Raw genomic sequence first — 25,378 nt, forward strand, 5'->3', positions numbered from 1 at the left:
TAACAATATTCAATCGCTAATTATAATGCTTTTATAGGCCCCAACCCCAGTTTATTCGCTCAGTAGCTTAAAATTTAGCAGAGTAAATTTAATTAAGCGTGCTTATAAGAGCGCCTAGGTTATTCTATATCTGTTTTAATAACCGTGCAGGCGTTGAAGTGTTTGGTATAAATTAGATTACAATATTTAGCTTCTTGCTTTTAATAGTGCGGTGGTGGTGGCTCTATCTCTTCTTTGCCTTCGTGATCTGGAGTGTTATCTTTAATTCTATTAGCGATTAAGGCTACTTGAAGTTTTAGTTCTGCAAGCTGACTTTGATGCACTGTTATTTCATTGTTTAGCTGTTCGATGAGATCATCTTGAAATGCGTTGCGTGTTTCAAGCGTTTCAATTGCTTTGGTTAATTCGTTTACTGATTTCACTGTTTATTTACCTGCCATAATTCGGCGTATCCTGAAGAGCTTTCAGTGATTACTTGGTTATTATCCCTAAAAGCGACACTATAAACAACTGCTCCCGCAGGTCTAATATCATCGCGTGGCAAAACTCTCCAGCTAGTCAAACGCTCACCAGTCGCAATATCCCATATGCTCACCTTACGTGAAGGCGCGCCTGTTAATAGCTGAGTGCCGTCAGGAGAAAATTGCACGGCACTAAAAACTTCTTGGCGATTAAAGTATTTTAACTTGGAAATTAACTTACCGGTTTTTAAATCCCAAATATTAGCCGCCTTTTTGCTGTCTGCGGTAAAGGCGTAGCGGCCTTTGGGGTCAAGTGCCACCATAGTGACTCGGCTAGGGTGATTAAAACGATAAATCACTTGTCCTGAAACGGTATCCCACACATAAGCAACAAAATCATTAGAGCCAGAAAGTGCAATTCGGCCATTGGGTAACATATCAACAGCATTAATTTTTTCTTGGTGCCCCAAAAACTCTAAACGTCGACCGTTGGCAATAGTAATGTGAACTACTTTACCGTTACTTTGCCCAACTAGCAGGTAGTCACCATTATTTGATACGGCTACATCGCGAATAGTAGATTCCGTTATTGACCAAAAACCTTCTGACTGACCATTTTCTATATTCCATAATGAAAAGTCATGGCGATTAGCGATTATTGCATGGCTATTATTATCGGCAATATCGGCTACCAATACTAAGTTGTCTGCGCTATTTTGCTGTTGCGACCAATTATATTTCAGGGCGTTATTGTCTAAATCCCACAAACTAATGCCGTGATGAATCGATGAAACGACACTAAATTTAGCATCATTAGATATATTGGCAGCGTAAGCTCCCTCAACCGCATGCTGCCATCTTTGCTCTGGCGCTTGGCCCAAAGGCTGACAAGCCGTCAGCAACAGCAATAAAAACAGAAGCTTGGCTTTAAGAAATGTTAAGTTACAGTTCAACAAAATATTAATACTTTTTTCTTAGGGCATTTATCGTTAGTATAAGCCGCATTGTTTCACAATTCACACATATTTAAATGACTTAGCCCGAATTTCTGGCTAAGTAGTAAAACGGAGATGTAAATGAGATTTTTTAAACCAACGCTAGTGGCTATTGCTTTATTATCAGTAATGGGTTGTCAAGAACCAGTTAAGCAAGAAGAGCAAGCCGCTGCGCTTGATACAGAAATACAAAAGCAAGCCTATGGTTTAGGTGCTTCAATTGGCATGTACATGGAGCGTAACTTAGAAGAGCACGACAAATTGGGCTTAACTTTAGATAAGTCACTTATCATTCGTGGCTTTACTGACAGCATGGACGGCAAGTCTCAAATTGAGCAAGAAGACATTCAAGCGTTGTTGATGAACCTAGATCAAGCAATGAAAGCAAAACAAGCCGAACAAGCAAGCGCAAGTTCAGAAGCAAGCTTAGCTGAAGGTCAGGCTTTCTTAGCAGAAAATGCTAAAAAAGAAGGCGTTCAAGTGACTGAATCTGGTATTCAATACGAAATTCTAACTGAAGCTGAAGGTGAGAAGCCTGCTGCTACTGATACCGTTAAAGTTCACTACCACGGCACATTCCTTAATGGCGAGACTTTTGATAGTTCATACGACCGTGGTGAACCAGCAGTGTTCCCACTTAACCGTGTAATTTCAGGTTGGACCGAAGGCGTACAGCTAATGTCGGTAGGTTCTAAGTTCAAATTTACTATTCCTGCAGATCTAGCTTACGGACCAAATGGTAACCCACCACGCATTCCGGGTAACTCAGTACTACAGTTTGATATTGAATTATTAGAAATTCAAAAACCTGAAGCTGCGGCACAAGTTGGCGATAAGTAGATAAAAGCTTTTACCAAAGACTAAATAAAAACCAACCACTAAGGTTGGTTTTTTTATCAACAATTTTTATTAAATGTTTTATTTTCTAAAGTATGACATTAACTCTCTGTTGGATTTTTATTTTTTAATCATCACTAGTTTTTAAGCGAGTTCATTCCACGCTAAATAGTAATATTAGCTAATACTAATGCTACCGAAGTGAACTAAGTTAATAAGCGCCAATCAATACGTCTTATTAAATTTATTGAGACTGCTTACTTAACCACCACTCTTCCATAATGCGTACATTTTTCAGATTAGATTTATAAAACAAATCAACCACATCGCCAAAAAAAGGAATTATGCCTAACAAAAAATCCAGCGCAATATTTCTTAGCATGATCATCCTAAGGGCTTTTGGTACATGCATAGTCTTCGCCATACCAACAATACTGAGCGATAAACCCACCATTACAAGGTCACCCAACACAGGGATAAGGCCAATGATAAAGTCTAAGCCTAGTCGAATACCCAATATTGGAATACGTATTTTAGCGTCGGCTAAATTCGCTAATTGCTGTGCTTTTAATAATGTCTTAGGGGCTTGATCTAAGTCGTTCATTTTTTCCTTGATCCTAGGCTGAAATGTAAAACTGTTAAATAAATTATTACAGTTGTGACGATATTTTCAAATTTCAGGCAATAAAAAAGCCTTACCGAAGTAAGGCTTGAAATGCTCGCTGTGTGGTCTAGTAAACTAGCTTCTTTTTATTTATTTCTTTATTTTTATTATTGTTTTTCTTTAGCGCGGGACATTTATAGCAAACGCCTTTTCTTGGTGCAACAACTTTAATAGAGCATATATTCCACGAATTTCTTCGTATAAGGGCTTCAAAAAAGCCTGTTAGTTGTGTACTTTTATTGTTGTAAATATCTAGGAAGAAAAAAGTTTAATTATTGAGCTATTAACATTTTTGCAAAGAACCAGACAAATTGTAAAAAAGTGTTATCTATCAGGCTTTAACATCGTTACGACACTACACGCTAAATCTCTGTTATATCACTTTATTCTGGTAAACCACATATATTGTTTTAATGAGCAATTGCCCATTTATTATGGTGTTAGTGGCTAAAGGTAAATAATTTAATTTAAAAAAAATTAAATTATTTTTTGGTTAAAGGGTTGTGTTTAATAAAGCTGCTGTTTTATTAAACACATTATGTTTGCGGTTTTGTGGTGTTTACAAAAGGACTTGAGTAAAGTTTTTTATAGTATTTTGCTTTTTTGTATGAAATAACGCGTAATTCTAAAAAATATTTCAATATCAAGGTCGCGAACACCATTAGATTTGATTTGTAACATAGATCAATAAAATTTGAAGTGTTAGAATGCGCGCATATTATAGCGGAGAAGACTTTTCATGACTGAATTAAAGAACGATACGTATTTACGTGCGCTATTGCGCCAGCCTGTTGATTACACACCTGTTTGGATGATGCGCCAAGCTGGTCGTTATTTGCCTGAGTATCGTGAAGTGCGAAAAGGTGCTGGCGATTTTATGTCGGTTTGCCGTGACGCAGATTTAGCTTGTGAAGTCACTATTCAGCCATTACGCCGTTTTCCACTAGATGCTGCCATTTTATTTAGTGATATTTTAACGATTCCTGATGCTATGGGCTTAGGTCTGTATTTTGAAACCGGGGAAGGTCCTAAGTTTGAACGTCCAATAACGTGTAAAGCTGATATTGATAAAATTGGTATTCCAGATCCTGAAGGCGAATTGCAATATGTTATGAATGCAGTGCGTACTATAAAGAAAACGCTGAACGGCGATGTACCGTTAATTGGCTTCTCTGGTAGCCCTTGGACTTTAGCCACTTATATGATCGAAGGTGGTAGTTCAAAAGCTTTTACGAAGATCAAAAAAATGATGTTTGCAGAGCCACAAACTTTGCACTTGTTGTTAGATAAGTTAGCCGACTCGGTAATTTTATATTTAAATGCCCAAATTGCCGCTGGCGCTCAATCGGTAATGGTATTTGATACTTGGGGTGGTGTTTTGTCACCTCGCGATTATAAAGAGTTTTCTTTGCAGTATATGGCTAAAATTGTTGATGGCTTAACTCGCCATAACGATGGTCGTAAAGTGCCAGTAACATTATTCACTAAAAATGCTGGCATGTGGTTAGAAGATATCGCGGCTACAGGTTGTGATGCTGTAGGTCTTGATTGGACAATCGATATTGAAAATGCCAAAGCACGTATTGGTGATAAAGTTGCTTTGCAGGGCAATATGGACCCGTCAATGTTATACGCACCATTGCCACGTATTGAACAAGAAGTATCGAAAATACTATCAGGCTTTGGTGAAGGCGGTACAGGGCATGTATTTAACTTAGGCCACGGTATACATCCTGATGTTAACCCTGATCATGCCGGACACTTTATTGAGTCTGTGCATCGTTTGAGTAAGCCATATCATTTATAAGCTATTAAACGTGACAGCCACTAGCTAGCGCGTGTTTTATCAAATAGTATTGATTAAAGGAGCCTTGGCTCCTTTTTTTTCGCTTAAATTTGTCTACTTAGCCTTTGGTTATTACTTTTAGATTAAGGTATGCTTAAAGCAGATATAGATTCTAAATGGACAATATGATGACGTACAAAAAAAGCCTTTTATCTACCTTAGTGATCACTGTACTACTAAGTGCTTGTGGCAGTAGTTCAAGCGAGAGTGAAACAGATAAAACAACAAAAGCTGATGAAACGAAAGTAGAAAATAGTCAGGAAAATAGCCCTGAGCAAGCAGCGACTGAACTTGTTGCTACGCCAGTTAATAGTGGTGATAAAATAACAGGTCATGAGATGGAAGACTTAAAGCATAAATTGAAAGATGAGTTTAGTGGCTGGCAACGTGGGCGGGTGCAATTCTTAAATTTGGAAGGTGGCTTTTACGGTATTATTACCGACTCGGGTAAAAAATTATTACCGATGAATATGGCAAAAGAGTTTGCCCAAAATGGCGCTGTTGTTCGTATTAAAGGCAAAGTAAAAAATGTGATGACTATTCAACAATGGGGCACACCTTTTACCATTACTGAAATAGAGCTTATAACACCAGGTACTAAAGGCAATAATGCGGACATGTAATGCTAATTAGGTTTTACCGACAAGTTAGCGGCAAGGTGAATAACGTTAAGGTTTTTCCGCTGTTACTAACGTGAATTTGATACAGGTTTCGGTATTGTTTTTCTGTTATATCTTCAACATCTAACTCACTGAGTAATGCCGATAATTGTGGTGTTGTGTTGCTGTGACCCACCACTAAAGTGTTTTCTTTTTGTCTGAGTAACTGTTGTGCAAACTGGTTAAGATTTGCGGGCGAATATTGCTTTATTGCCAGTTTTTGTTGTTTAGCAAAGGGAGCGGCAGTCGACATAGTTCGTTGATAGGGCGTGCTGTACACATGCTTTATGTTTGTGTGTTCAAGCATACTGGCGATTTGTTTTGCTCTTAATTTACCACAGCGTGTAAGTTTAGGATCGTCTTTGACCGCTTGCTTTTCTGCATGGCGAACTAAGTAAATACTAAAACTATCTTCAGCAAGTGTCGGTAAAACAAAAAAACACAGTGCTACTAGTAAACTATATTTCATAAATTTTCCGTTTGGGTTTAAATAAACACAGTGTTGATAAAAGGGCAATGTAGCTAATAACACTGCCCTATTTTCTTTTAAAACAGTCTATTTAGCCCGTTTAATGCTGCTACCCTAAAAGCTTCTGCCATTGTTGGATAGTTAAAGGTAGTTTCCACAAAGTATTCAATGGTATTGCCACCATTTTTTTGCTGCATAATGGCTTGACCGATATGAATGATCTCTGCCGCATTTTCACCAAAACAATGAATACCTAATATTTCTTTGCTTTCACGGTGAAAGAGAATTTTTAAAGAGCCGACTAAATTATTAGATATTTGTGCTCGGGCTAAATGCTTAAACTGAGCGCGGCCCACTTCATACGGTATTTTTGCTTCTGTTAGCTCTTGCTCGGTTTTACCGACAGAGCTGATTTCTGGAATAGTATAAATACCGGTAGGAATATCAACCGTAAGTTTAGCTTTACCATCGCCATCTAACATTGCGCTGGCGCAAATTCTGCCTTGATCAAACGCGGCACTGGCTAAGCTTGGATAACCAATAACGTCACCCACTGCAAAAATACCTTCTACGTCAGTTTGGTATGAGTCGCTAACTTTTAGTTGTCCACGTCCATCTGCTTTCAGACCGGCATTTTCAAGTTTTAAATCGGCGGTGTTACCGGTACGTCCATTGGCAAATAATAAACAGTCAGCGCGCATTTTTTTACCTGACTCTAAATGCACTATTACTGAATCTTCATTTGTCTCTACGCGTTCAATTTGCTCACCGTGGCGAATAACAACGCCGTTGTTCCACAAGTGATAACTTAATGAGTCTGACATTTCATCATCTAAAAATGATAACAATCGATCACGGGTATTGATCAAATCTACTTTGACCCCTAAACCGCGAAAAATACAGGCGTATTCACTACCAATAACACCCGCACCATAGATAATGATTTGGCGTGGAGAATGCTCAAGCGATAAAATACTGTCGGAGTCATAAACTCTTGGGTGCGAGAAATCAACATCGTCTGGGTGATAAGGGCGAGAGCCAGTGGCAATAACTATTTGTTTGGCGGTAATCGTATCGATTGTACCGTCAGTGCGAAGTACTTCAATGGTGTTTGCGTCAACAAACGAAGCTTCACCGTAATAATGCTCAACTTGGTTGCGATTATAAAAGCCGCTACGCAAATTGACTTGTTTACGAATAACCGCAGATGCGTGACTTAAAATATCTTGAAAGGTGAGTTGTTTAGCATTTTGACCGGCATTAAATAGCGGGTTGGAGTTGTATTCGATAAGTCGGCTAACTGATTGGCGCAATGCTTTTGATGGAATAGTGCCCCAGTGCGTACAACCTCCGCCAACATGATGGTAGCGTTCAATAATAGCAACACGCTTATCTCGTTTGGCTAAGTTCATGGCCGCGCCTTCGCCACCAGGCCCTGTGCCGATTATAATGGCGTCGAAATCATAGCTTTTAGTCGAACTTTTGCTTTTCTTCGTCTCAGCTTTTGCTTGTTTACTCAACGGTTAACCCTTTAATTCCTGCTTCAATGGTAAAAATTTTAGCAGGAATTAAATCGAACGTAACTGTTTTTATGCTAGTTTTTCTACCATATTCTGCCAGCTTCGCTGTTGTTCAGCTAATCTTCGCTTAATTTCTTGGTATTGTGCCATGACTTCTGAATTTTCGACATCTGCCATTAATTGATCACGCTTAGTGGCAATTAATGCTTTACGCACAGCGTAAAACTCGTTGATCTTATGGATAAGTTCATCGTATTCATGCTGCAATCTTTCTAATAATTGCTCAGCGTCAGGGTGGGCTGCTAGCTTTTGCTGACTACGTAACAAGATCATCGATAAACGCGCTTTTTCTATTTTAACTTCAGGTGTTACGCGTAATTTCGAGGTTAGCTTTAAATGCTCGCAACCCTTAATTAGCCATTTTGTTGGGTCAAAATGCCACCAACGAATACCATTACGATAGTCGTTTTCAAATATATGATGGTAGTTATGGTAGCCTTCACCAAACGTAAAAAAGGCTAAAACGCCATTATCGCGTGCGGTATTTTTATCTGTGTAGGTTTGCTTGCCCCAGATATGTGCTAACGAGTTGATAAAAAATGTGGTGTGGTGACTTAGCACTAAACGCAAAAAGCCAAGTAACAACAAGCTGTTGATCATATCACCGTGCCATAAGCCGAATAAAATGGGCACGCCGAAGTTCATTAATATGGTCAGTAATAAATAATGTTTATGCTGCCAAACAACAATAGCGTCTTTTTGCAAATCGCGAACGTTGTTGTAGTCATTATATTTCGCAGGTTGGTGATCTCTTAGCATCCAACCTATGTGTGAGTGCCAAAAACCCATTTTTGCCGAATAAGGGTCAACATGGTTTTTATCAACATGTTTGTGATGAATGCGATGGTCTGAAGACCAATGTAAGGCGCTATTTTGTAGGGCAAATGCACCACCTAACGCGTAAATTAATCTTAAAGACCAATGGGCTTGATAAGTTCTATGGGACCAAAGGCGGTGATAACCCGCTGTGATTGACATGCCACAATAGATAAAGCAAATAATAGCAGCGGTGATTTCTGTGGCATCAAAGCCATGAGTAAACGCACGGTAAGGCACTGCGATTGCAGCAAATAAAAAGGTAATGCTAAATACAAATACATTTAACCAAATAATAGGTGGTTTTTTCATTAATTATCCATCTAGGGGCTAAGCACCAAAAAATATTTCGGTGTACACATGTACGCTATTCTATCTTTACTCGATGCTGAGTCAAGTGCTGATGACGAATTTTTCGTGATAATAACCGTTAATACTTTTGTCATCGCAACGCATTTAACATCTATTTACTAGCATTGTTAATGATTTTAAGTATCATATCAGCCTAGTTTTAGAGTGAAATAAATATTAGGTGTATTGGCGATGAGCGGTATTCGAGCACTTCAAAAAGAAAAAACGCGTCGTCAATTAATTGATGCAGCTTTAGGGCAACTGAGTAGTGAGCGCAGTTTTTCTAGCCTTAGTTTACGTGAAGTCGCCAAAGAAGCAGGTTTAGCGCCGACTTCTTTTTATCGCCATTTTTCAGATATGGACGAATTGGGCTTAACTTTAGTTGATGAAGCGGGTTTAACCTTACGCCAGTTAATGCGACAAGCTAGGCAGCGCATTGAAAAAGGTGGCTCTGTTATCCAAATTTCTGTCCGTACTTTTATGGAGTTTATTGAAAGTAACGGCAACATATTTCGCCTGTTATTACGAGAACGTTCAGGCACTTCGCCAGCGTTTCGTGCGGCGGTTAATCGCGAAATTCGTTATTTTACCTTAGAGCTTTGTGACTACTTGCAACAAGCAAATAAGCTTGATGCTGAAATTGCTTATTTGCAAGCCAATGCAGCCGTCACTATTGTTTTTAGCGCCGGCTCTGATGCTTTAGATTATGATAAAAAAGACTTAGCCCAATTAGCACAACGAACAATTAAACAACTGAGGTTTATTGCTCGTGGTGCATTTGAGTTTAGTGGTCGTAATGAAAATCGCAACGAAGTACGCAGTAATAAAACTAAAGGCGTGACAAAATAACACCCGTTTCTACGTGATGGGTATAAGGGAATTGATCAAATAAAGCAAAATGCTCAATTTTATGGGTTTTAACCAGTTCTGTTAAATTATCACGCAGCGTTTCTGGGTTACATGAAATATAAATAATACGCTCAAAACGAGACACTAGCTCAACACTGTCAGGGTCAAGACCGGCTCTCGGCGGATCAACTAATACTGTTTGATAATTGTAGCTGGTTAAATCAAAGCCTTCTAAGCGACGAAATACACGTTCGCCGTTCATTGCCTGGCTGAAGTCCTCGCTCGCCATTCTTACAATATCAACATTGTCTAATTTGTTAGCCGCAATATTAATTTGTGCAGATTTTACTGACGTTTTTGATATTTCTGTGCCTAATACGCGATCAAAGTTTTGTGCTAAAGCAATACTAAAATTGCCATTACCACAATACAGCTCAATTAAATCGCCACCGAGGTTTTTAGTCGCTTGTTGAGCCCAAAGTAACATTTCTTCATTTACCTTGGCATTGGGTTGAGTAAAACTGTTTTCAACTTGTTGGTAATGAAACTTCTCGCCATTTACCGTTAAGGTTTCCATGACAAAGTCTTTGTCTAACACCACTTTTTGTTTACGCGCTCGGCCAATAATATCAACGGGCGCTATGGCAGATAAACGCAGCTTTAATTGTTGTGCTTGTTCAATCCACTGTTCGTCTAGTTGTTTGTGGTAAAGCAGGCTAATTAAAACTTCGCCACTGAGTGTTGATAGGAAATCAACTTGGAATAAACGTTGGCGTAATACATCATTATGTTTTATGTCGGCTAGCAATGCGGTCATAAATTGATTGATAAGCACACTGGCAACAGGAAAATCTTCTACTTTATATTTTTCTTTCGTCTCACTATTAAACATAATGTAGTAGAGATCATCACCTTCATGCCAAACTCGAAACTCAGCACGTTGACGGTAATTTAAGCTTGGCGAAGGAAATATTTCAAATGTTGGTAAGTCAAATTGAGCGAAAGTGCTTGAAATGCTTTGCTGTTTTTCGTCAAGCTGCTGTTGATAATTGTCGGGATGAATATGACTAAACATTGAAATACCTTGTTGAAAGTGGACATCGCTACCTGATGAGGCGGAGATTCTAGCGAGAGACCAATTTTTGTCTACTAAATAATGGCTGTATTCTAGAAGAATTCGCTTTTTAAGCATAGCCCTTAGTCAAACAAAACGGCTTTATTCTCAAAATCTGGATGATATTTAGCCCAGAAGTGATGTAGATAGTAATTTCGAATAAATTAATAAATGAGTTTACGCTGTCCTTACAAGAAGGTGTTTGATACTTAACTGTATGCATTAATGATGACTTGCTTATCAGTGGATATCATTTGTAGGTCGGCATTTATGCCGTCAATATTTACCTACCTAATACACATACAGACAATATACCGACCGACAGCACTCATATCATACCGACAATACACATACCGGTATTGCCTATAACGCCAGTTTGCTTAAAACCAATATGTATACCGTCATTAATCAGGTTAAAACTAATGTTAATTAACTTTAACCTGTGCGCTATATGCTATGTATTTTGGCTAAAAATATAACCCAATTTAATCTAATATAAGGTCGCTTTAGTATTTACCCACAAGGTTAATAAACCAGCCTTTATACTCGTAGTCTGTCAGTTTTAAGTCATCACTAAAGTCGGTCAAGTTGTAACCAACACCTAAGCTTTTATAGTTGTTGTTTGAATAATGTTATATTTTTTGATTACTGAAGCTAGTATTTTATTTAAAAAATGAAAGTAAATATTAGCTTCATTTTTATGTTAAGGATGTGGGTACCTTTCATAATAGAAATTAATCTACAGCGATTCATCAGATATAAAAATGCCGCTCAGTTTTAAATGAGCGGCATTAACAATGATTTAAGACTTACTAGTACTATATAGTCAAAAAGTTATTCAACAATCTGTTCTGGTCGTTCTTTTGCTTCTCGAACTTTTAAAGTTCTTTGTTGAAATTCACTGTCATTTAAAGACGCAACAGCTTGTTCAGCATCTGCTGCTGATATTTCAACAAAACCAAAGCCGCGTCTTTTTCCAGTATGTTTATCTTTCATCAATCTTACAGACTGAACTTGACCATACTCAGAGAATAATTCTCTTACTGCTGCTTCATTCGCTCTATACGGTAAGTTACCAACGTAGAGTGTACTAATGCTTGTGTCTGCTTCTTGTGCATTTGCTTCGGCTTTTCCAACTAAGGGCGCGATAAATGCACAAACAAAAGCGACAACTGCAACGCTCATACTGGTAAGTTCAAATACATTACTGTTAGCTAAAAAATAAATAGCGACAGAAAATACTAACGCAACAATTAGCGTTAATGCTTGGGGAGACTTCATAATGGATACCTAATTATTATTTTATAAAAAACTTAAATTGCAATTCTATGTTACCCACCTTTTGGTAATGTGCAAGAATAAGTGTGATTTTTATGCAATTTATTCAAGTAAGTATCTTTTGGGGTGTCGAATAGTAAAAAGGTGCGTTATATGAGCTCCGATAAAGTTACTACTATATATAGTACTAATGTAGTCCTTTGTTTTACATAATCTCACGTTCATCATGATTTGCGCCTAATGACTTACTTTTTAGCACAATAGGACGTATCGAGATTGAAGCTATACTGGAATTTCGATTAAGTCTGTAACACATCAGGTGACTTTGGTTTATTCACTAATATAAGGGGAGCTACTTAGTTAGTAGGGTTGTTAATGTAAATGCGCCTATATAAAGCATAATTTTAGTGATAGAAAATTATAAACTAGCCACCAATCGACATTAAATTCAGTACTGTTAAGTAATATTGCATATGTGCTGATTGCTATTTAAACGGCTATAGCTCAATAAAAATGCTAGCTGTGTAATTAAAAAGCAAACAAACATCTTTTCGCAATTTAATTGTATTTAGGTGTTGACGTGAAGCGAGAAATCTCTAAAATGCGCTCCAGTTCCAAGGGGTAACCCCAACGAACTGTTTTAATAAGTTATCTAGCACGGTTTAGGCTGAATGAGTTAACTTAACGTTTTAAAGTAGGGTTTTGAATTTTCTGAAAAGAAAGTTTAAAAAAACGAAATAAAACGTTGACATTAAAACTGAGTTGCGTAGAATGCGCATCTCGCTTCAGGCAAGGCCTGCAGCAACGAAGCAAAGCGAATGAGATTTTGTTTCGGTTAGTTTTTTACTTCGAGTATCAACTAACGTTCTTTAACAATTAGTTATCATGCAATTTGTGTGGACACTCACATTAACGTTGATTTTACATAGTTATCCTCGGATAACAAAAAAACAGCTTAATATGATGTCACACAAAAAATAAGTATCATTTAGACTTTCGGGTTTAAATAATACGTTTTATGTAGTTTTTATCTTCTTTAGTCGGATAGATAGAAACACGACAGAATTCATTGAGCAGATGTCTTTTCTTAGTTAACTTCGGTTCGTTAAGGTGAGCATCACAAACGATTTTTAATTGAAGAGTTTGATCATGGCTCAGATTGAACGCTGGCGGCAGGCTTAACACATGCAAGTCGAGCGGTAACAGAGATAGCTTGCTATCTGCTGACGAGCGGCGGACGGGTGAGTAATGCTTGGGAATATGCCTTTGAGTGGGGGACAACAGTTGGAAACGACTGCTAATACCGCATAACGTCTACGGACCAAAGGGGGGGATGCTTCGGCACCTCTCGCTCATTGATTAGCCCAAGTGAGATTAGCTAGTTGGTAAGGTAATGGCTTACCAAGGCGACGATCTCTAGCTGGTTTGAGAGGATGATCAGCCACACTGGGACTGAGACACGGCCCAGACTCCTACGGGAGGCAGCAGTGGGGAATATTGCACAATGGGCGAAAGCCTGATGCAGCCATGCCGCGTGTGTGAAGAAGGCCTTCGGGTTGTAAAGCACTTTCAGCGAGGAGGAAAGGTTAGTAGTTAATAACTGCTAGCTGTGACGTTACTCGCAGAAGAAGCACCGGCTAACTTCGTGCCAGCAGCCGCGGTAATACGAGGGGTGCAAGCGTTAATCGGAATTACTGGGCGTAAAGCGTGCGTAGGTGGTTTGTTAAGCAAGATGTGAAAGCCCTGGGCTCAACCTGGGAACTGCATTTTGAACTGGCAAGCTAGAGTTTTGTAGAGGGTAGTGGAATTTCCAGTGTAGCGGTGAAATGCGTAGAGATTGGAAGGAACATCAGTGGCGAAGGCGGCTACCTGGACAAAGACTGACACTGAGGCACGAAAGCGTGGGGAGCAAACAGGATTAGATACCCTGGTAGTCCACGCCGTAAACGATGTCAACTAGCCGTCTGTAGACTTGATCTGTGGGTGGCGTAGCTAACGCGCTAAGTTGACCGCCTGGGGAGTACGGCCGCAAGGTTAAAACTCAAATGAATTGACGGGGGCCCGCACAAGCGGTGGAGCATGTGGTTTAATTCGATGCAACGCGAAGAACCTTACCATCCCTTGACATCCAGAGAAGAGACTAGAGATAGACTTGTGCCTTCGGGAACTCTGTGACAGGTGCTGCATGGCTGTCGTCAGCTCGTGTTGTGAAATGTTGGGTTAAGTCCCGCAACGAGCGCAACCCCTATCCTTATTTGCCAGCGAGTTATGTCGGGAACTCTAAGGAGACTGCCGGTGATAAACCGGAGGAAGGTGGGGACGACGTCAAGTCATCATGGCCCTTACGGGATGGGCTACACACGTGCTACAATGGCAAGTACAGAGGGCAGCAATACCGCGAGGTGGAGCGAATCCCACAAAGCTTGTCGTAGTCCGGATTGGAGTCTGCAACTCGACTCCATGAAGTCGGAATCGCTAGTAATCGTAGATCAGAATGCTACGGTGAATACGTTCCCGGGCCTTGTACACACCGCCCGTCACACCATGGGAGTGGGTTGCAAAAGAAGTGGCTAGTTTAACCCTTCGGGGAGGACGGTCACCACTTTGTGATTCATGACTGGGGTGAAGTCGTAACAAGGTAACCCTAGGGGAACCTGGGGTTGGATCACCTCCTTATCTTGAAGTAAAACAGCTTAATGAGAACCTCGGTTCTACGAGTGTTCACACAAATTACATGATAACAAATTAGAAGAAGTCCAAACATGCTAGCTTCGGACGTAAATTCTTGAAAGAGAAATAGGTCTGTAGCTCAGCTGGTTAGAGCGCACCCCTGATAAGGGTGAGGTCGGCAGTTCAAGTCTGCCCAGACCTACCAATTTACGCCACTTGCGGCGTTGGTTCATCACTCGTGTAGAAATGCCTACACGTCGCGATAAACCGCCTTGCAACTGACGTAAATCTGCGTTTATGCTCTAGCTAAAAGTATGTTTCCCATTGCGGGGCTATAGCTCAGCTGGGAGAGCGCCTGCCTTGCACGCAGGAGGTCAGCAGTTCGATCCTGCTTAGCTCCACCACTTCTTCACTAAGAATAGAAAGACCAAACTTAAGTTATGCTTCATTTAAGCTACTTTAAGTTTGGTTTTTAACCAAGTCACCACCGAATGCGTGTGAATGACAAGTTCTTTAACAATCTGGAAAGCTGATATAAATACCGGTATTTATATGATGAACACGGTGTCGCGCTGTTGTTCATAAATTATAAATACCAAACTGTTGTTAACGGGAATATCGCCTGTTAATAATGGTGATTACGGGTCCTCCTCGGAAACGTAATCAACCCGGTAAATATTCTTCGGAATGTTTACCACTCTTATTCAAGACACACTTTGTGTGCGTGAAAATGTCAGACTTTACAATTGCGTCGGATTAGTCTCCGATGTGTACTAACTGTTTTAAACTGAAAGCTTATAGCTGACAGCTGAGACCACTTAGGGTTGTATGGTTAAGTGACTAAGCGTATGTGGTGGATGCCTTGGCAGTTAGAGGCGATGAAGGACGTGTTAATCTGCGAAAAGCTCAGATAAGGTGATAAAAACCGTTATAGTCTGAGATGTCCGAATGGGGAAACCCACCCGTCGTAAGGCGGGTATCATTAAGTGAATACATAGCTTAATGAGGCGAACCGGGAGAACTGAAACATCTAAGTACCCCGAGGAAAAGAAATCAACCGAGATTTCCTTAGTAGCGGCGAGCGAACGGGAATTAGCCCTTAAGTGGTTTGTAAGTTAGTGGAATCTACTGGAAAGTAGAGCGATACAGGGTGATAGCCCCGTACACGAAAATAAACTTATCATGAAATCGAGTAGGTCGGCACACGTGAAACGTTGACTGAACATGGGGGGACCATCCTCCAAGGCTAAATACTCCTAACTGACCGATAGTGAACCAGTACCGTGAGGGAAAGGCGAAAAGAACCCCTGTGAGGGGAGTGAAATAGAACCTGAAACCGCATACGTACAAGCAGTGAGAGCCGGATTTAGTCCGGTGATTGCGTACCTTTTGTATAATGGGTCAGCGACTTATATTCTGTAGCAAGGTTAACCGAATAGGGGAGCCGTAGCGAAAGCGAGTGTTAACTGCGCGTTTAGTTGCAGGGTATAGACCCGAAACCCGGCGATCTACCCATGGGCAGGTTGAAGGTTGAGTAACATCAACTGGAGGACCGAACACACGTATGTTGAAAAATGCGGTGATGACTTGTGGGTCGGAGTGAAAGGCTAATCAAGCCGGGAGATAGCTGGTTCTCCCCGAAATCTATTTAGGTAGAGCCTCGCACGAACACCATTGGGGGTAGAGCACTGTTAAGGCTAGGGGGTCATCCCGACTTACCAACCCTTTGCAAACTCCGAATACCAATGAGTGATATGCGGGAGACACACTACGGGTGCTAACGTCCGTTGTGAAGAGGGAAACAACCCAGACCGCCAGCTAAGGTCCCAAAGTACTAGTTAAGTGGGAAACGATGTGGAAAGGCATAGACAGCTAGGAGGTTGGCTTAGAAGCAGCCATCCTTTAAAGAAAGCGTAATAGCTCACTAGTCGAGTCGGTCTGCGCGGAAGATGTAACGGGGCTAAACTAGTCACCGAAGCTGCGGATTTGAACTTAGGTTCAAGTGGTAGGGGAGCGTTCTGTAAGCCGTTGAAGGTGAGTTGTAAAGCTTGCTGGAGGTATCAGAAGTGCGAATGCTGACATGAGTAACGATAAGGGGAGTGAAAAACTCCCCCGCCGAAAGACCAAGGTTTCCTGTCCCATGTTAATCAGGGCAGGGTAAGTCGGCCCCTAAGGCGAGGCGGAAACGCGTAGTCGATGGGAAACAGATTAATATTTCTGTACTTCTATATATTGCGAAGGAGGGACGGAGTAGGCTAGGTGAGCACGGCGTTGGTAGTCCGTGTGAAAGTACGTAGGCGGTTATCTTAGGTAAATCCGGGATTTCATTTAAACGCTGAGATACGAGACGAGACTCTACGGAGTTGAAGTCATTGATGCCATGCTTCCAGGAAAAGCTTCTAAGCTTCAGATATATAGGAACCGTACCCCAAACCGACACAGGTGGTTAGGTAGAGAATACTAAGGCGCTTGAGAGAACTCGGGTGAAGGAACTAGGCAAAATAGTACCGTAACTTCGGGAGAAGGTACGCTCTCTAATGTGAAGCCCTTGCGGCGTAAGCATCGGAGAGTCGAAGTAACCAGGTGGCTGGAACTGTTTATTAAAAACACAGCACTGTGCAAAATCGAAAGATGACGTATACGGTGTGACGCCTGCCCGGTGCCGGAAGGTTAATTGATTGGGTTATCTTCGGAGAAGCTCATGATCGAAGCCCCGGTAAACGGCGGCCGTAACTATAACGGTCCTAAGGTAGCGAAATTCCTTGTCGGGTAAGTTCCGACCTGCACGAATGGCGTAATCATGGCCACACTGTCTCCACCCGAGACTCAGTGAAATTGAAATTGCGGTTAAGATGCCGTATACCCGCGGCTAGACGGAAAGACCCCGTGAACCTTTACTATAGCTTGACAGTGAACATTGCTCCTACATGTGTAGGATAGGTGGGAGGCGTTGAAACTTTGTCGCTAGATGAAGTGGAGCCAACCTTGAAATACCACCCTTGTATGCGTGATGTTCTAACCTAGGGCCCTTATCGGGCTTGGGGACACTGTCTGGTGGGTAGTTTGACTGGGGCGGTCTCCTCCTAAAGAGTAACGGAGGAGCACGAAGGTTGGCTAAGTACGGTCGGACATCGTACGGTTAGTGCAATGGCATAAGCCAGCTTAACTGCGAGACAGACACGTCGAGCAGGTACGAAAGTAGGTCATAGTGATCCGGTGGTTCTGTATGGAAGGGCCATCGCTCAACGGATAAAAGGTACTCCGGGGATAACAGGCTGATACCGCCCAAGAGTTCATATCGACGGCGGTGTTTGGCACCTCGATGTCGGCTCATCACATCCTGGGGCTGAAGTCGGTCCCAAGGGTATGGCTGTTCGCCATTTAAAGTGGTACGCGAGCTGGGTTTAGAACGTCGTGAGACAGTTCGGTCCCTATCTGCCGTGGGCGTTTGAGAATTGAAGAGGGCTGCTCCTAGTACGAGAGGACCGGAGTGGACGAACCGCTGGTGTTCGGGTTGTTATGCCAATAGCATTGCCCGGTAGCTACGTTCGGAACTGATAACCGCTGAAAGCATCTAAGCGGGAAGCAGGCTTTGAGATGAGTTCTCACTGGAGCTTTAAGCTCCCTAAAGGGTCGTTGGAGACTACAACGTTGATAGGTTGGGTGTGGAAGTGCTGCGAGGCATTGAGCTAACCAATACTAATTACCCGTGAGGCTTAACCATACAACACCCAAGTGGTTTTGTAGGTAAGTTTGACAAACATCACGCATAACATAGTGATGAATAAGAGAAAATAAACGTATTTATTATCATTGAGACACGTCTTAATGAACGGCTTTCAAGATTGTACCCTTTTTGTCTAGCGACAATAGCGACATGGCCCCACCTGATCCCATTCCGAACTCAGAAGTGAAACGTGTTAGCGCCGATGGTAGTGTGGGAGTTCCCATGTGAGAGTAGGACATTGCTAGGCTTCTATTTAGAAGAGCCCGATTCGAAAGAGTCGGGCTTTTTGCTGTCTGGAATTTGAAAATAAAACTAGCGCATGAAACGTGTTAGCGCCGGTGGTAAAGGGCGTGTGGGTGTTCTTCTCTTTATGTGAGAGGGACGCCGTTCCTGCACATCCATGTGCCCACGGCATTAGTGCATCTCGGTAATTGCTCCTGCATTACGCTACTAACCTACATCCATGTAGGAACTTGCACGTCATTGCTAGGCTTCTATTTAGAGAAACCCGTAGCTGATGCTACGGTTTTTTTGCTTTCTGGTGTTTAGAAAATATAATATATCAAAAATGAGCTTGAAACTTGTGGGGGCTTTATACCAATCTGCATAAGCATTAAATCAGATTAATCCAGTCACGATTACATAACGACATTACTCTTTTTACGTCACTTCTGAAGATATTCCAAGCATTGCTGCATTCATCAACTATATTTTCATAGCCATTAAAGCATCTATTGGCTAGGCAATTTTGTCTTAGCCATTGCCATACCTGCTCAATTGGATTTAACTCTGGGGAATAAGGAGGTAACTTGATCATGACTAGATTTTTTAAATCTTCAAATGTGTCTTCTGTATGCCAACCAGCTCCATCCATTACTACAACAGCATATCTACCTTCGGGTGTGGCTCGTGATATTTGTTTTAAATGCTTTTTCATTACGTCTTTGTTCATCACGGGTGAGATCAATGCCTCTGTAGCGCCCGTCGAAGGACAAACAGCCCCGAACATGTATGCATATTCGAACTGTTGTTGTCTTACTGCTCTAGGTCTACTGCCCGTTTTCGCCCATAACCTTGTTGTTGTATTTTGCTGGCCAAAGCGTGCTTCATCTTGAAACCAAACATCAACTTTATCTAAGCTAATATTAAAGGGGATGTTAAGGATCGTTTCCATCTGGAAGCTTTTTAAAAACGTCTTGGACGCTTTGTGATTGCTTAGGGTGTTTAGAGCGACTTGTTATCCATGAATACCCTAGTTTTTTCAGTATTTTATATACATGATCTCGATGATAATCTATGTCGAATTCTTCCTTAATAAAGGTACAAAAATCTTGTCCCATAAGTCGACCTCCCTCCGTTGAGCAACTCTGATTTTCAACGTATTGAGCAAGTTGGCTTAGTTGCTTTGGAGAAAGCATAGAAGGTCTTCCTTTCGGGCTAACACTATCAAGGCCCGACAAGCCCTTCGTCAAATAAGCAGTGACCCAACGATTAACACTTGAACGAGCGACTTTTAATGTCGTTGAAATATCCGTTCTGCTGAGACCATCTAAAAAGTATGAAACAGCAAGCAAACGCATACGCTTTCGCCCATCTTTTTCCTTTCTTGATAATTTGAGTAAATCTACTGAGGTGAGTTGTTCCAAAGCGTGGTGTCTGCATCCAAAATAAAAACACATTAGATCACATCTTTGTGCAGATTGGTATTAGTCACCTTTAGTTGATTTTATTCAGGCGAATAGATTTGTCTTACACTGTTAAGAGCACTGCTCGGTGAAGCGCGCAGCGCCTCAGTACTTACTCGGTGGTGCATAATCTTTTATTTTTTAAACACACAACAAGGTTCACCACAGAGAACACCGAGGGACTGCGTCCTACACCGAGGAAAGAGAAGTTAATGAGGGCTTAAATCAAATTAACTTCTGTTTCCTTCTGTTTCCTTATGTTTTACGTAAATAATCACTCGTCACTGCACGTCAAGAGCCCGTTACGAAAGTAACGGGCTTTTTGCTGCCTGGGATTTATAAAATAAAACTTGTGCATGAAACGTGTTAGTGCTGGTGGTAAAGAGTGTGTGGGTGTTTTTCTCTGGGACGCCGTTCCTGCACATCCCATGTGACCACGGCATTAGTGAATCTCAATAATTGCTCCTGCATTACGTTACTAACGTACATCCATGTAGAAACTTGTAGGTCAAGAGCCTGGCTCGATAGAGTCGGAATTTTTTCTTTCTAAGATTTAAAACTATCAGATTTATGCGATCAGTCACTAACAGCTGTACGATTAAAGCATGAGTACATTCTTATACGTTTACATGCCGATTCGAAAGAGTCGTTTTTGATTTCAGGGGTTTGACACAAAGTTAATACTAATCTCACTAATACCAATGTTATTAATTAATTGGACTTCTATATTCAATATTAAAGATCAGGTAGTTAGTGATATTACTATTCCATAAAAAGAATGATTAGCCGTCGTAAAGTTTAATATTTTTAATATATATCGTTTAAAAACAACAGGTATAGGATAAATGGCAGTCTATCTTATAAATTTAAGACTCTTTTAAATTTCCTATATTCTATTTTTGCATAAAAAAGCCGTTTCTATTCTTTTTCTTTAGAAGTTAATCAGTCTATCCTAGCGTTATTAATTAGTAATGGGTGTAAAGTGACATGTTGCCTGAACAGCAAAAATTAAACCAAACAATGCTAGATACCAATCAGTTGGCATCTTTTAAGCAAAGCATAAACGATCTTTCTCCGCTTCAATTAGCGTGGGCTAGCGGTTATTTAGCCGCAAAAGCTGAAAATGTAAGTACTGTTGCAGTTCCAGCTGCCGTTGCAAGTGCTGCGTCACCAACATTAACTATCCTGTATGGCTCACAGACTGGTAACGCTAAAGGCGTTGCTAAAAGTTTGGCTGCAAAAGCAAGCGCAGAAGGCTTGAGTGTTGAGTTAAAAAGTATGGGAGAAATTAAGCCTAAAGCTATTAAAAACATTACTCACTTATTAATTGTTGCTAGCACTAATGGCGAAGGTGAAGCTCCTGATGATGCCATTGCGTTACATGAATTTTTGGCTTCTAAAAAAGCCCCTAAGCTAGAACACTTGCATTACAGTGTGTTAGCTTTAGGTGATACCAGTTATGAGTTTTTCTGCCAAACAGGTAAAGATTTCGATCTTAATTTAGAAAAGTTAGGTGCGAAAAGAATTGCCCCTCGTATGGATTGTGATGTTGATTATGATGCAGACGCTAATACTTGGACGACTTCAGTAATCACAGAAGCTAAAGCACTACTTGAAAGTGAGATCACTGCAAGTAATGTCGTGTCGTTAGCAAGTATAAATAACACTGAAGAGCTTTATACAAAGCAAACTCCATATAGTGCTGAATTATTACTTAGCCAAAAAATTACCGGTCGAGATTCTGCTAAAGATGTTCGACACGTCGAGATAGACTTAGGCGAATCTGGATTAACTTATCAAGCAGGTGATGCTTTAGGCGTTTGGTTTGATAATTCTGCTGCGCTAGTAGACGAACTTATCACAGAGCTAGGGATTGATGACCAAGATAAAGTCGCGGTTGCTGATGAAAGCCTAACCATTGGCGAAGCATTAAAAACAAAATTTGAAATCACACAAACTTCAATACAGTTTGTCGACTTTTGGGCTAAGAAAGCACAAGCTGCTAATTTATTGGCAATCTTAGATGATAAAGCAGCCTTACGAGAGTATGCGGCTAATCATCAAGTAGTTGACGTAGTGAAATCTGCGCCACTACCTAATGAAATAAAGTTAAATGCCCAAGAATTTGTTGACTCGTTACGTAAAATTACACCAAGACTATATTCTATAGCATCTTCTCAAAGTGAAGTTGAAGAAGAAGTGCATTTAACGGTTGGGTTAGTTCAATACCAAACAGATGATGCAAATCGTCAAGGCGGCGCTTCTGGCTTTTTAGCCAATGGCATTGAAGAAGGCGGAGAAGTAAAAGTGTTTATTGAACACAATGATAACTTCCGTTTACCTGTTAACAATGAAACCCCCGTAATTATGATTGGCCCTGGCACTGGTGTAGCACCATTTAGAGCGTTTATGCAAGAACGCGAAGCTACTGAAGCTACAGGTGATAATTGGCTATTTTTTGGTGACCAAACCTTTACACAAGATTTTCTATATCAAGTTGAATGGCAGAACTATCTGAAATCTGGTTTGTTATCTAAAATTGATTTAGCCTTTTCTCGTGACCAGGCTGAGAAAATTTATGTTCAAGACCGTTTATTAGAAAACGCCGATGAAATATTTGCCTGGTTAGAGCGAGGCGCACATATCTACGTGTGTGGTGATATGAGTCGCATGGCTAAAGATGTAGAGGCTGCGTTGTTATCTATAATTGCAACTAAAGGTCAACTATCAGAAGAACAAGCTACTGAATACTTGAAAGATTTACGTAACGCTAAGCGTTATCAGAAGGATGTATACTAATGACTGACTTGACTAATAAAGAACAGGCAAACGGCCCTTTAATTGTCGAAGGTAAACATGCCGATAATGAAAGATTAAAAGCGGAAAGTAACTATTTACGCGGCACCATTGCGCAAGACTTGAAAGATAATGTTACTGGCGGCTTCACAGCTGATAACTTTCAGTTGATCAGAACTCACGGTATGTATCAACAAGACGATCGTGACATTAGAAATGAACGTGCTAAGCAAAAGCTTGAACCATTACATAATGTCATGCTGCGCGCGCGTATGCCTGGTGGCATTATCACACCAACGCAATGGTTAGCCATCGATCAGTTTTCACGTGAAAAAACCAGTTACGGCAGTATTCGCTTAACGACACGTCAAACGTTTCAATTTCACGGTGTATTAAAGCCTAACATTAAGTTAATGCACCAAACATTGAACGAATATGGTATCGACTCTATTGCTACGGCAGGTGATGTAAATCGTAATGTACTTTGTACTACCAACCCTGTTGAATCAGAGTTGCACCAAGAAGCTTACGAGTGGGCTAAAAAAATTAGTGAGCACTTATTACCTAAAACACGCGCTTATGCTGAAATTTGGCTTGATGGCGAGAAAATTGAAGAAGGTAAAGATGGTAAAGAAGTAGAGCCTATTTTAGGTTCAAACTATTTGCCACGTAAATTTAAAACTACAGTTGTTATACCACCGCAAAATGATGTTGACGTTCACGCAAATGATTTGAATTTTATTGCTATTGCTAAAGACGGCAAACTTATTGGATTTAATGTCTTAGTTGGTGGTGGCTTAGCTATGACCCATGGTGATAAATCAACTTATCCTCGTAAAGCGGATGATTTCGGCTTTGTTGAGTTAGCGAAAACTTTAGATGTAGCCGCCGCTGTAGTCACGACTCAACGTGATTGGGGCAACCGAGTTAATCGTAAAAATGCAAAAACTAAATACACCTTAGACCGTGTTGGTGTCGATACTTTTAAAGCAGAAGTTGAAAAGCGTGCAGGTATTACTTTTGCTGAAAGTCGCCCTTATGAATTCACGGGCCGAGGCGATCGCATTGGCTGGACAGAAGGCTTTGATGGCAAAAACCATTTAGCGTTATTTATTGAAAATGGCCGTTTACTTGATAAACCTAATTTGCCTTTAAAAACCGGTATGGCTGAAATAGCGAAAATCCATAAAGGCGATTTTCGAATGACCGCAAACCAGAACTTAATTGTAGCTGGTGTGGCAAGTGAAGATAAAGCTGAAATAGAACGTTTAGCCAGAGCACATGGCTTAATGGACGATGGAGTTTCTGTCCAGCGTAAAAATTCGATGGCCTGTGTTGCATTTCCTACTTGTCCACTGGCAATGGCTGAAGCCGAGCGCTACTTGCCTGGCTTAGTGACAGATGTAGAAGCAATATTAGCTAAACACAATGTAGCCGATGAAAGTATTATTTTACGGGTTACGGGCTGTCCGAATGGATGTGGTCGTGCGATGTTGGCTGAAATAGGCTTAGTTGGTAAAGGCCCTAGTAAATACAATATGCATTTAGGTGGTAACATTGCGGGTACACGTGTACCTAAAATGTACAAAGAAAACCTGAATGAAGAAGATATTTTACAGGAAATTGATAGCTTAGTGGCGCGCTGGGTTGCTGAGCGAAATAATGCTGAAGCTTTCGGTGATTTTGTCATTCGTGTAGGTATCGTTGACGAAGTAAAAGTCAGCAAACGGGATTTTCATGACTAATATTATTAAAGCGAGTATACCGCCTGTGATTAGTAATAAATTCCCTGCGTCGTTACCAGAACCTTGGTTAAAGCAGTGGAACGAACTATTAGAGAAACAGTCGGCAACACAGCGAGTAGAATGGGCGATGGAAAATTTACCATCGCAATTTGTTTTATCATCAAGTTTTGGTATCCAATCTGCAGTGATGCTACATATGCTGACCCAGATTGAGCCCAATATTCCAGTATTAGTCACTGATACTGGGCATTTGTTTCCTGAGACCTATCAGTTTATTGAACAAATGACTGAGCGATTAAATTTAAATTTGCAGGTATTCAGTGCTAAAGAAAGTGCGGCATGGCAGCAAGCTAAATTTGGACAAGAGTGGGCAACAGATGAAGCCTCTTTAAAAGCATACAATCGACGTAATAAAGTTGAACCGCTAGAACGTGGTTTAAGTGAGTTGCAAGCAGGTACTTGGTTTTCTGGCGTTCGTCGTCAGCAATCTAGTCATCGTGAAGGTTTGTCGGTAGTGAGTATTTTACGCGGCCGCTTTAAAGTACACCCTATTATTGATTGGACAAATAAAGATGTTCATCAATACTTAACGGCGAATAATTTACCCTACCACCCGTTGTGGGAAGAAGGTTATGTCTCAGTAGGCGACGTGCATAGTACGCGACCATTAACGGTTGGTATGGATGAAAGCGACACACGCTTTTCTGGTATGCAAAGAGAGTGTGGTTTACACACTGACGGTGATGGTATTTAAATTATTGTGACAAAAAGAATGCGCCAGTCGTATTCTATTTGTCATTTAATCAAGTGCTCAACATTTCACACATTATTATCTA

Annotated in this window: 16 protein-coding genes, 2 tRNA genes and 3 rRNA genes; 12 read left to right on the forward strand and 9 right to left on the reverse strand. The window is 40.8% G+C overall.

The annotated features are described in order from the left end of the window. Positions 1 to 200: 200 nt before the first annotated feature. Complete coding sequence (locus B5D82_RS10595; RefSeq protein WP_081151401.1) at positions 201 to 422, reverse strand: SlyX family protein; 222 nt, start codon at positions 420 to 422, stop codon at positions 201 to 203. Next, a complete protein-coding gene (locus tag B5D82_RS10600) occupies positions 419 to 1,417 on the reverse strand; it encodes a WD40 repeat domain-containing protein (RefSeq protein WP_081151402.1) in 999 nt (332 codons plus the stop codon). The genes B5D82_RS10595 and B5D82_RS10600 overlap by 4 nt, the downstream gene beginning before the upstream one ends. A gap of 120 nt (positions 1,418 to 1,537) precedes the next feature. Here B5D82_RS10600 and bamJ point away from each other — a divergent pair, with 120 nt between their 5' ends. Next, positions 1,538 to 2,296 carry a BamJ family beta-barrel-assembly machinery protein gene (bamJ, locus tag B5D82_RS10605; RefSeq protein ID WP_081151404.1) on the forward strand — a complete coding sequence of 253 codons (759 nt, stop codon included), beginning with the start codon at positions 1,538 to 1,540 and terminating at the stop codon, positions 2,294 to 2,296. 241 nt (positions 2,297 to 2,537) lie between these two features. Here bamJ and B5D82_RS10610 read toward each other — a convergent pair whose 3' ends face one another. Continuing rightward, the gene (locus B5D82_RS10610) at positions 2,538 to 2,897 is read right to left on the reverse strand and encodes a DUF4112 domain-containing protein (protein ID WP_081151405.1); all 360 of its coding nucleotides are present in this window, start codon (positions 2,895 to 2,897) and stop codon (positions 2,538 to 2,540) included. A gap of 799 nt (positions 2,898 to 3,696) precedes the next feature. Between B5D82_RS10610 and hemE the strand changes: the two genes are divergently transcribed. Together hemE and B5D82_RS10620 are read left to right on the forward strand one after the other, a co-directional pair. Then, positions 3,697 to 4,764 (forward strand): uroporphyrinogen decarboxylase, encoded by a 1,068-nt coding sequence (gene hemE, locus B5D82_RS10615; protein ID WP_081151407.1) that lies wholly within the window; start codon positions 3,697 to 3,699, stop codon positions 4,762 to 4,764. 167 nt (positions 4,765 to 4,931) lie between these two features. After that, on the forward strand, positions 4,932 to 5,426 hold the full coding sequence (locus B5D82_RS10620; protein ID WP_157673876.1) for a hypothetical protein: 495 nt from the start codon (positions 4,932 to 4,934) through the stop codon (positions 5,424 to 5,426). A gap of 13 nt (positions 5,427 to 5,439) precedes the next feature. On the opposite strand, the gene B5D82_RS10625 is transcribed toward B5D82_RS10620, so the two are convergent. The 3 genes from B5D82_RS10625 to B5D82_RS10635 form a co-directional block, all read right to left on the reverse strand. Continuing rightward, a complete protein-coding gene (locus tag B5D82_RS10625) occupies positions 5,440 to 5,931 on the reverse strand; it encodes a SixA phosphatase family protein (RefSeq protein ID WP_081151410.1) in 492 nt (163 codons plus the stop codon). A 77-nt stretch (positions 5,932 to 6,008) separates the two neighbouring features. Beyond that, positions 6,009 to 7,451, reverse strand: a complete 1,443-nt coding sequence (gene sthA, locus B5D82_RS10630) for a Si-specific NAD(P)(+) transhydrogenase (RefSeq protein WP_081151411.1) — start codon at positions 7,449 to 7,451, stop codon at positions 6,009 to 6,011. 69 nt (positions 7,452 to 7,520) lie between these two features. Then, positions 7,521 to 8,639: a fatty acid desaturase gene (locus B5D82_RS10635; RefSeq protein ID WP_081151413.1), complete on the reverse strand. Its 1,119-nt coding sequence runs from the start codon at positions 8,637 to 8,639 to the stop codon at positions 7,521 to 7,523. 231 nt (positions 8,640 to 8,870) lie between these two features. Here B5D82_RS10635 and fabR point away from each other — a divergent pair, with 231 nt between their 5' ends. Next, positions 8,871 to 9,527 (forward strand): HTH-type transcriptional repressor FabR, encoded by a 657-nt coding sequence (fabR, locus tag B5D82_RS10640; protein ID WP_081151416.1) that lies wholly within the window; start codon positions 8,871 to 8,873, stop codon positions 9,525 to 9,527. Here the strand turns inward: fabR and trmA are convergent. Next, positions 9,508 to 10,602, reverse strand: coding sequence for a tRNA (uridine(54)-C5)-methyltransferase TrmA (gene trmA / locus B5D82_RS10645; protein ID WP_081151418.1), 1,095 nt, complete (start codon positions 10,600 to 10,602; stop codon positions 9,508 to 9,510). The genes fabR and trmA overlap by 20 nt on opposite strands. An 873-nt stretch (positions 10,603 to 11,475) precedes the next feature. After that, entirely contained in the window at positions 11,476 to 11,922 is a 447-nt protein-coding gene (locus tag B5D82_RS10650) for an RNA recognition motif domain-containing protein (RefSeq protein WP_081151421.1), read from the reverse strand. Between the two features lie 1,128 nt (positions 11,923 to 13,050). Between B5D82_RS10650 and B5D82_RS10655 the strand changes: the two genes are divergently transcribed. The 5 genes from B5D82_RS10655 to rrf all read left to right on the forward strand — a co-directional run bounded on the left by B5D82_RS10655 (position 13,051) and on the right by rrf (position 18,563). Next, positions 13,051 to 14,595, forward strand: a 16S ribosomal RNA gene (locus B5D82_RS10655). A gap of 122 nt (positions 14,596 to 14,717) precedes the next feature. Further along, positions 14,718 to 14,794 (forward strand) — tRNA-Ile (locus tag B5D82_RS10660). Positions 14,795 to 14,917: 123 nt separating this feature from the next. Next, positions 14,918 to 14,993 (forward strand) — tRNA-Ala (locus tag B5D82_RS10665). Between the two features lie 426 nt (positions 14,994 to 15,419). Next, positions 15,420 to 18,313 (forward strand): 23S ribosomal RNA (locus B5D82_RS10670). A gap of 135 nt (positions 18,314 to 18,448) precedes the next feature. Further along, positions 18,449 to 18,563, forward strand: a 5S ribosomal RNA gene (gene rrf / locus B5D82_RS10675). Together the 16S, 23S and 5S rRNA genes with 2 tRNA genes alongside form the textbook arrangement of a ribosomal RNA operon. 366 nt (positions 18,564 to 18,929) lie before the next feature. On the opposite strand, the gene B5D82_RS10680 is transcribed toward rrf, so the two are convergent. Next, positions 18,930 to 19,896 (reverse strand): IS630 family transposase gene (locus B5D82_RS10680; RefSeq protein ID WP_245807639.1). Its coding sequence is split into 2 segments (ribosomal slippage): positions 18,930 to 19,497 and positions 19,496 to 19,896, totalling 969 coding nucleotides; the frame shifts between segments, so codons are not numbered across the junction. A gap of 1,092 nt (positions 19,897 to 20,988) precedes the next feature. Here B5D82_RS10680 and B5D82_RS10685 point away from each other — a divergent pair. The 3 genes from B5D82_RS10685 to B5D82_RS10695 are packed head-to-tail and all read left to right on the forward strand — an operon-like array spanning position 20,989 to position 25,296. Continuing rightward, positions 20,989 to 22,800 (forward strand): assimilatory sulfite reductase (NADPH) flavoprotein subunit, encoded by a 1,812-nt coding sequence (locus B5D82_RS10685; RefSeq protein WP_081151424.1) that lies wholly within the window; start codon positions 20,989 to 20,991, stop codon positions 22,798 to 22,800. Beyond that, entirely contained in the window at positions 22,800 to 24,542 is a 1,743-nt protein-coding gene (gene cysI, locus B5D82_RS10690) for an assimilatory sulfite reductase (NADPH) hemoprotein subunit (RefSeq protein WP_081151426.1), read from the forward strand. Before B5D82_RS10685 ends, cysI begins: the two co-directional genes overlap by 1 nt. Further along, positions 24,535 to 25,296 carry a phosphoadenylyl-sulfate reductase gene (locus tag B5D82_RS10695; protein WP_081151429.1) on the forward strand — a complete coding sequence of 254 codons (762 nt, stop codon included), beginning with the start codon at positions 24,535 to 24,537 and terminating at the stop codon, positions 25,294 to 25,296. Before cysI ends, B5D82_RS10695 begins: the two co-directional genes overlap by 8 nt. Positions 25,297 to 25,378 lie beyond the last annotated feature (82 nt).

It is taken from the genome of Cognaticolwellia beringensis, assembly GCF_002076895.1.
Taxonomy (GTDB): Bacteria; Pseudomonadota; Gammaproteobacteria; order Enterobacterales; family Alteromonadaceae; genus Cognaticolwellia; species Cognaticolwellia beringensis.

Coding starts and splice junctions, on each gene's coding strand:
- bamJ (WP_081151404.1), top strand. CDS start 1,538: ATGAGATTTTTTAAACCAACGCTAGTGGCTATTGCTTTATTATCAGTA.
- B5D82_RS10610 (WP_081151405.1), bottom strand. CDS start 2,897: ATGAACGACTTAGATCAAGCCCCTAAGACATTATTAAAAGCACAGCAA.
- hemE (WP_081151407.1), top strand. CDS start 3,697: ATGACTGAATTAAAGAACGATACGTATTTACGTGCGCTATTGCGCCAG.
- B5D82_RS10620 (WP_157673876.1), top strand. CDS start 4,932: ATGACGTACAAAAAAAGCCTTTTATCTACCTTAGTGATCACTGTACTA.
- B5D82_RS10625 (WP_081151410.1), bottom strand. CDS start 5,931: ATGAAATATAGTTTACTAGTAGCACTGTGTTTTTTTGTTTTACCGACA.
- B5D82_RS10635 (WP_081151413.1), bottom strand. CDS start 8,639: ATGAAAAAACCACCTATTATTTGGTTAAATGTATTTGTATTTAGCATT.
- fabR (WP_081151416.1), top strand. CDS start 8,871: ATGAGCGGTATTCGAGCACTTCAAAAAGAAAAAACGCGTCGTCAATTA.
- trmA (WP_081151418.1), bottom strand. CDS start 10,602: ATGTTTAGTCATATTCATCCCGACAATTATCAACAGCAGCTTGACGAA.
- B5D82_RS10650 (WP_081151421.1), bottom strand. CDS start 11,922: ATGAAGTCTCCCCAAGCATTAACGCTAATTGTTGCGTTAGTATTTTCT.
- B5D82_RS10685 (WP_081151424.1), top strand. CDS start 20,989: ATGTTGCCTGAACAGCAAAAATTAAACCAAACAATGCTAGATACCAAT.
- cysI (WP_081151426.1), top strand. CDS start 22,800: ATGACTGACTTGACTAATAAAGAACAGGCAAACGGCCCTTTAATTGTC.
- B5D82_RS10695 (WP_081151429.1), top strand. CDS start 24,535: ATGACTAATATTATTAAAGCGAGTATACCGCCTGTGATTAGTAATAAA.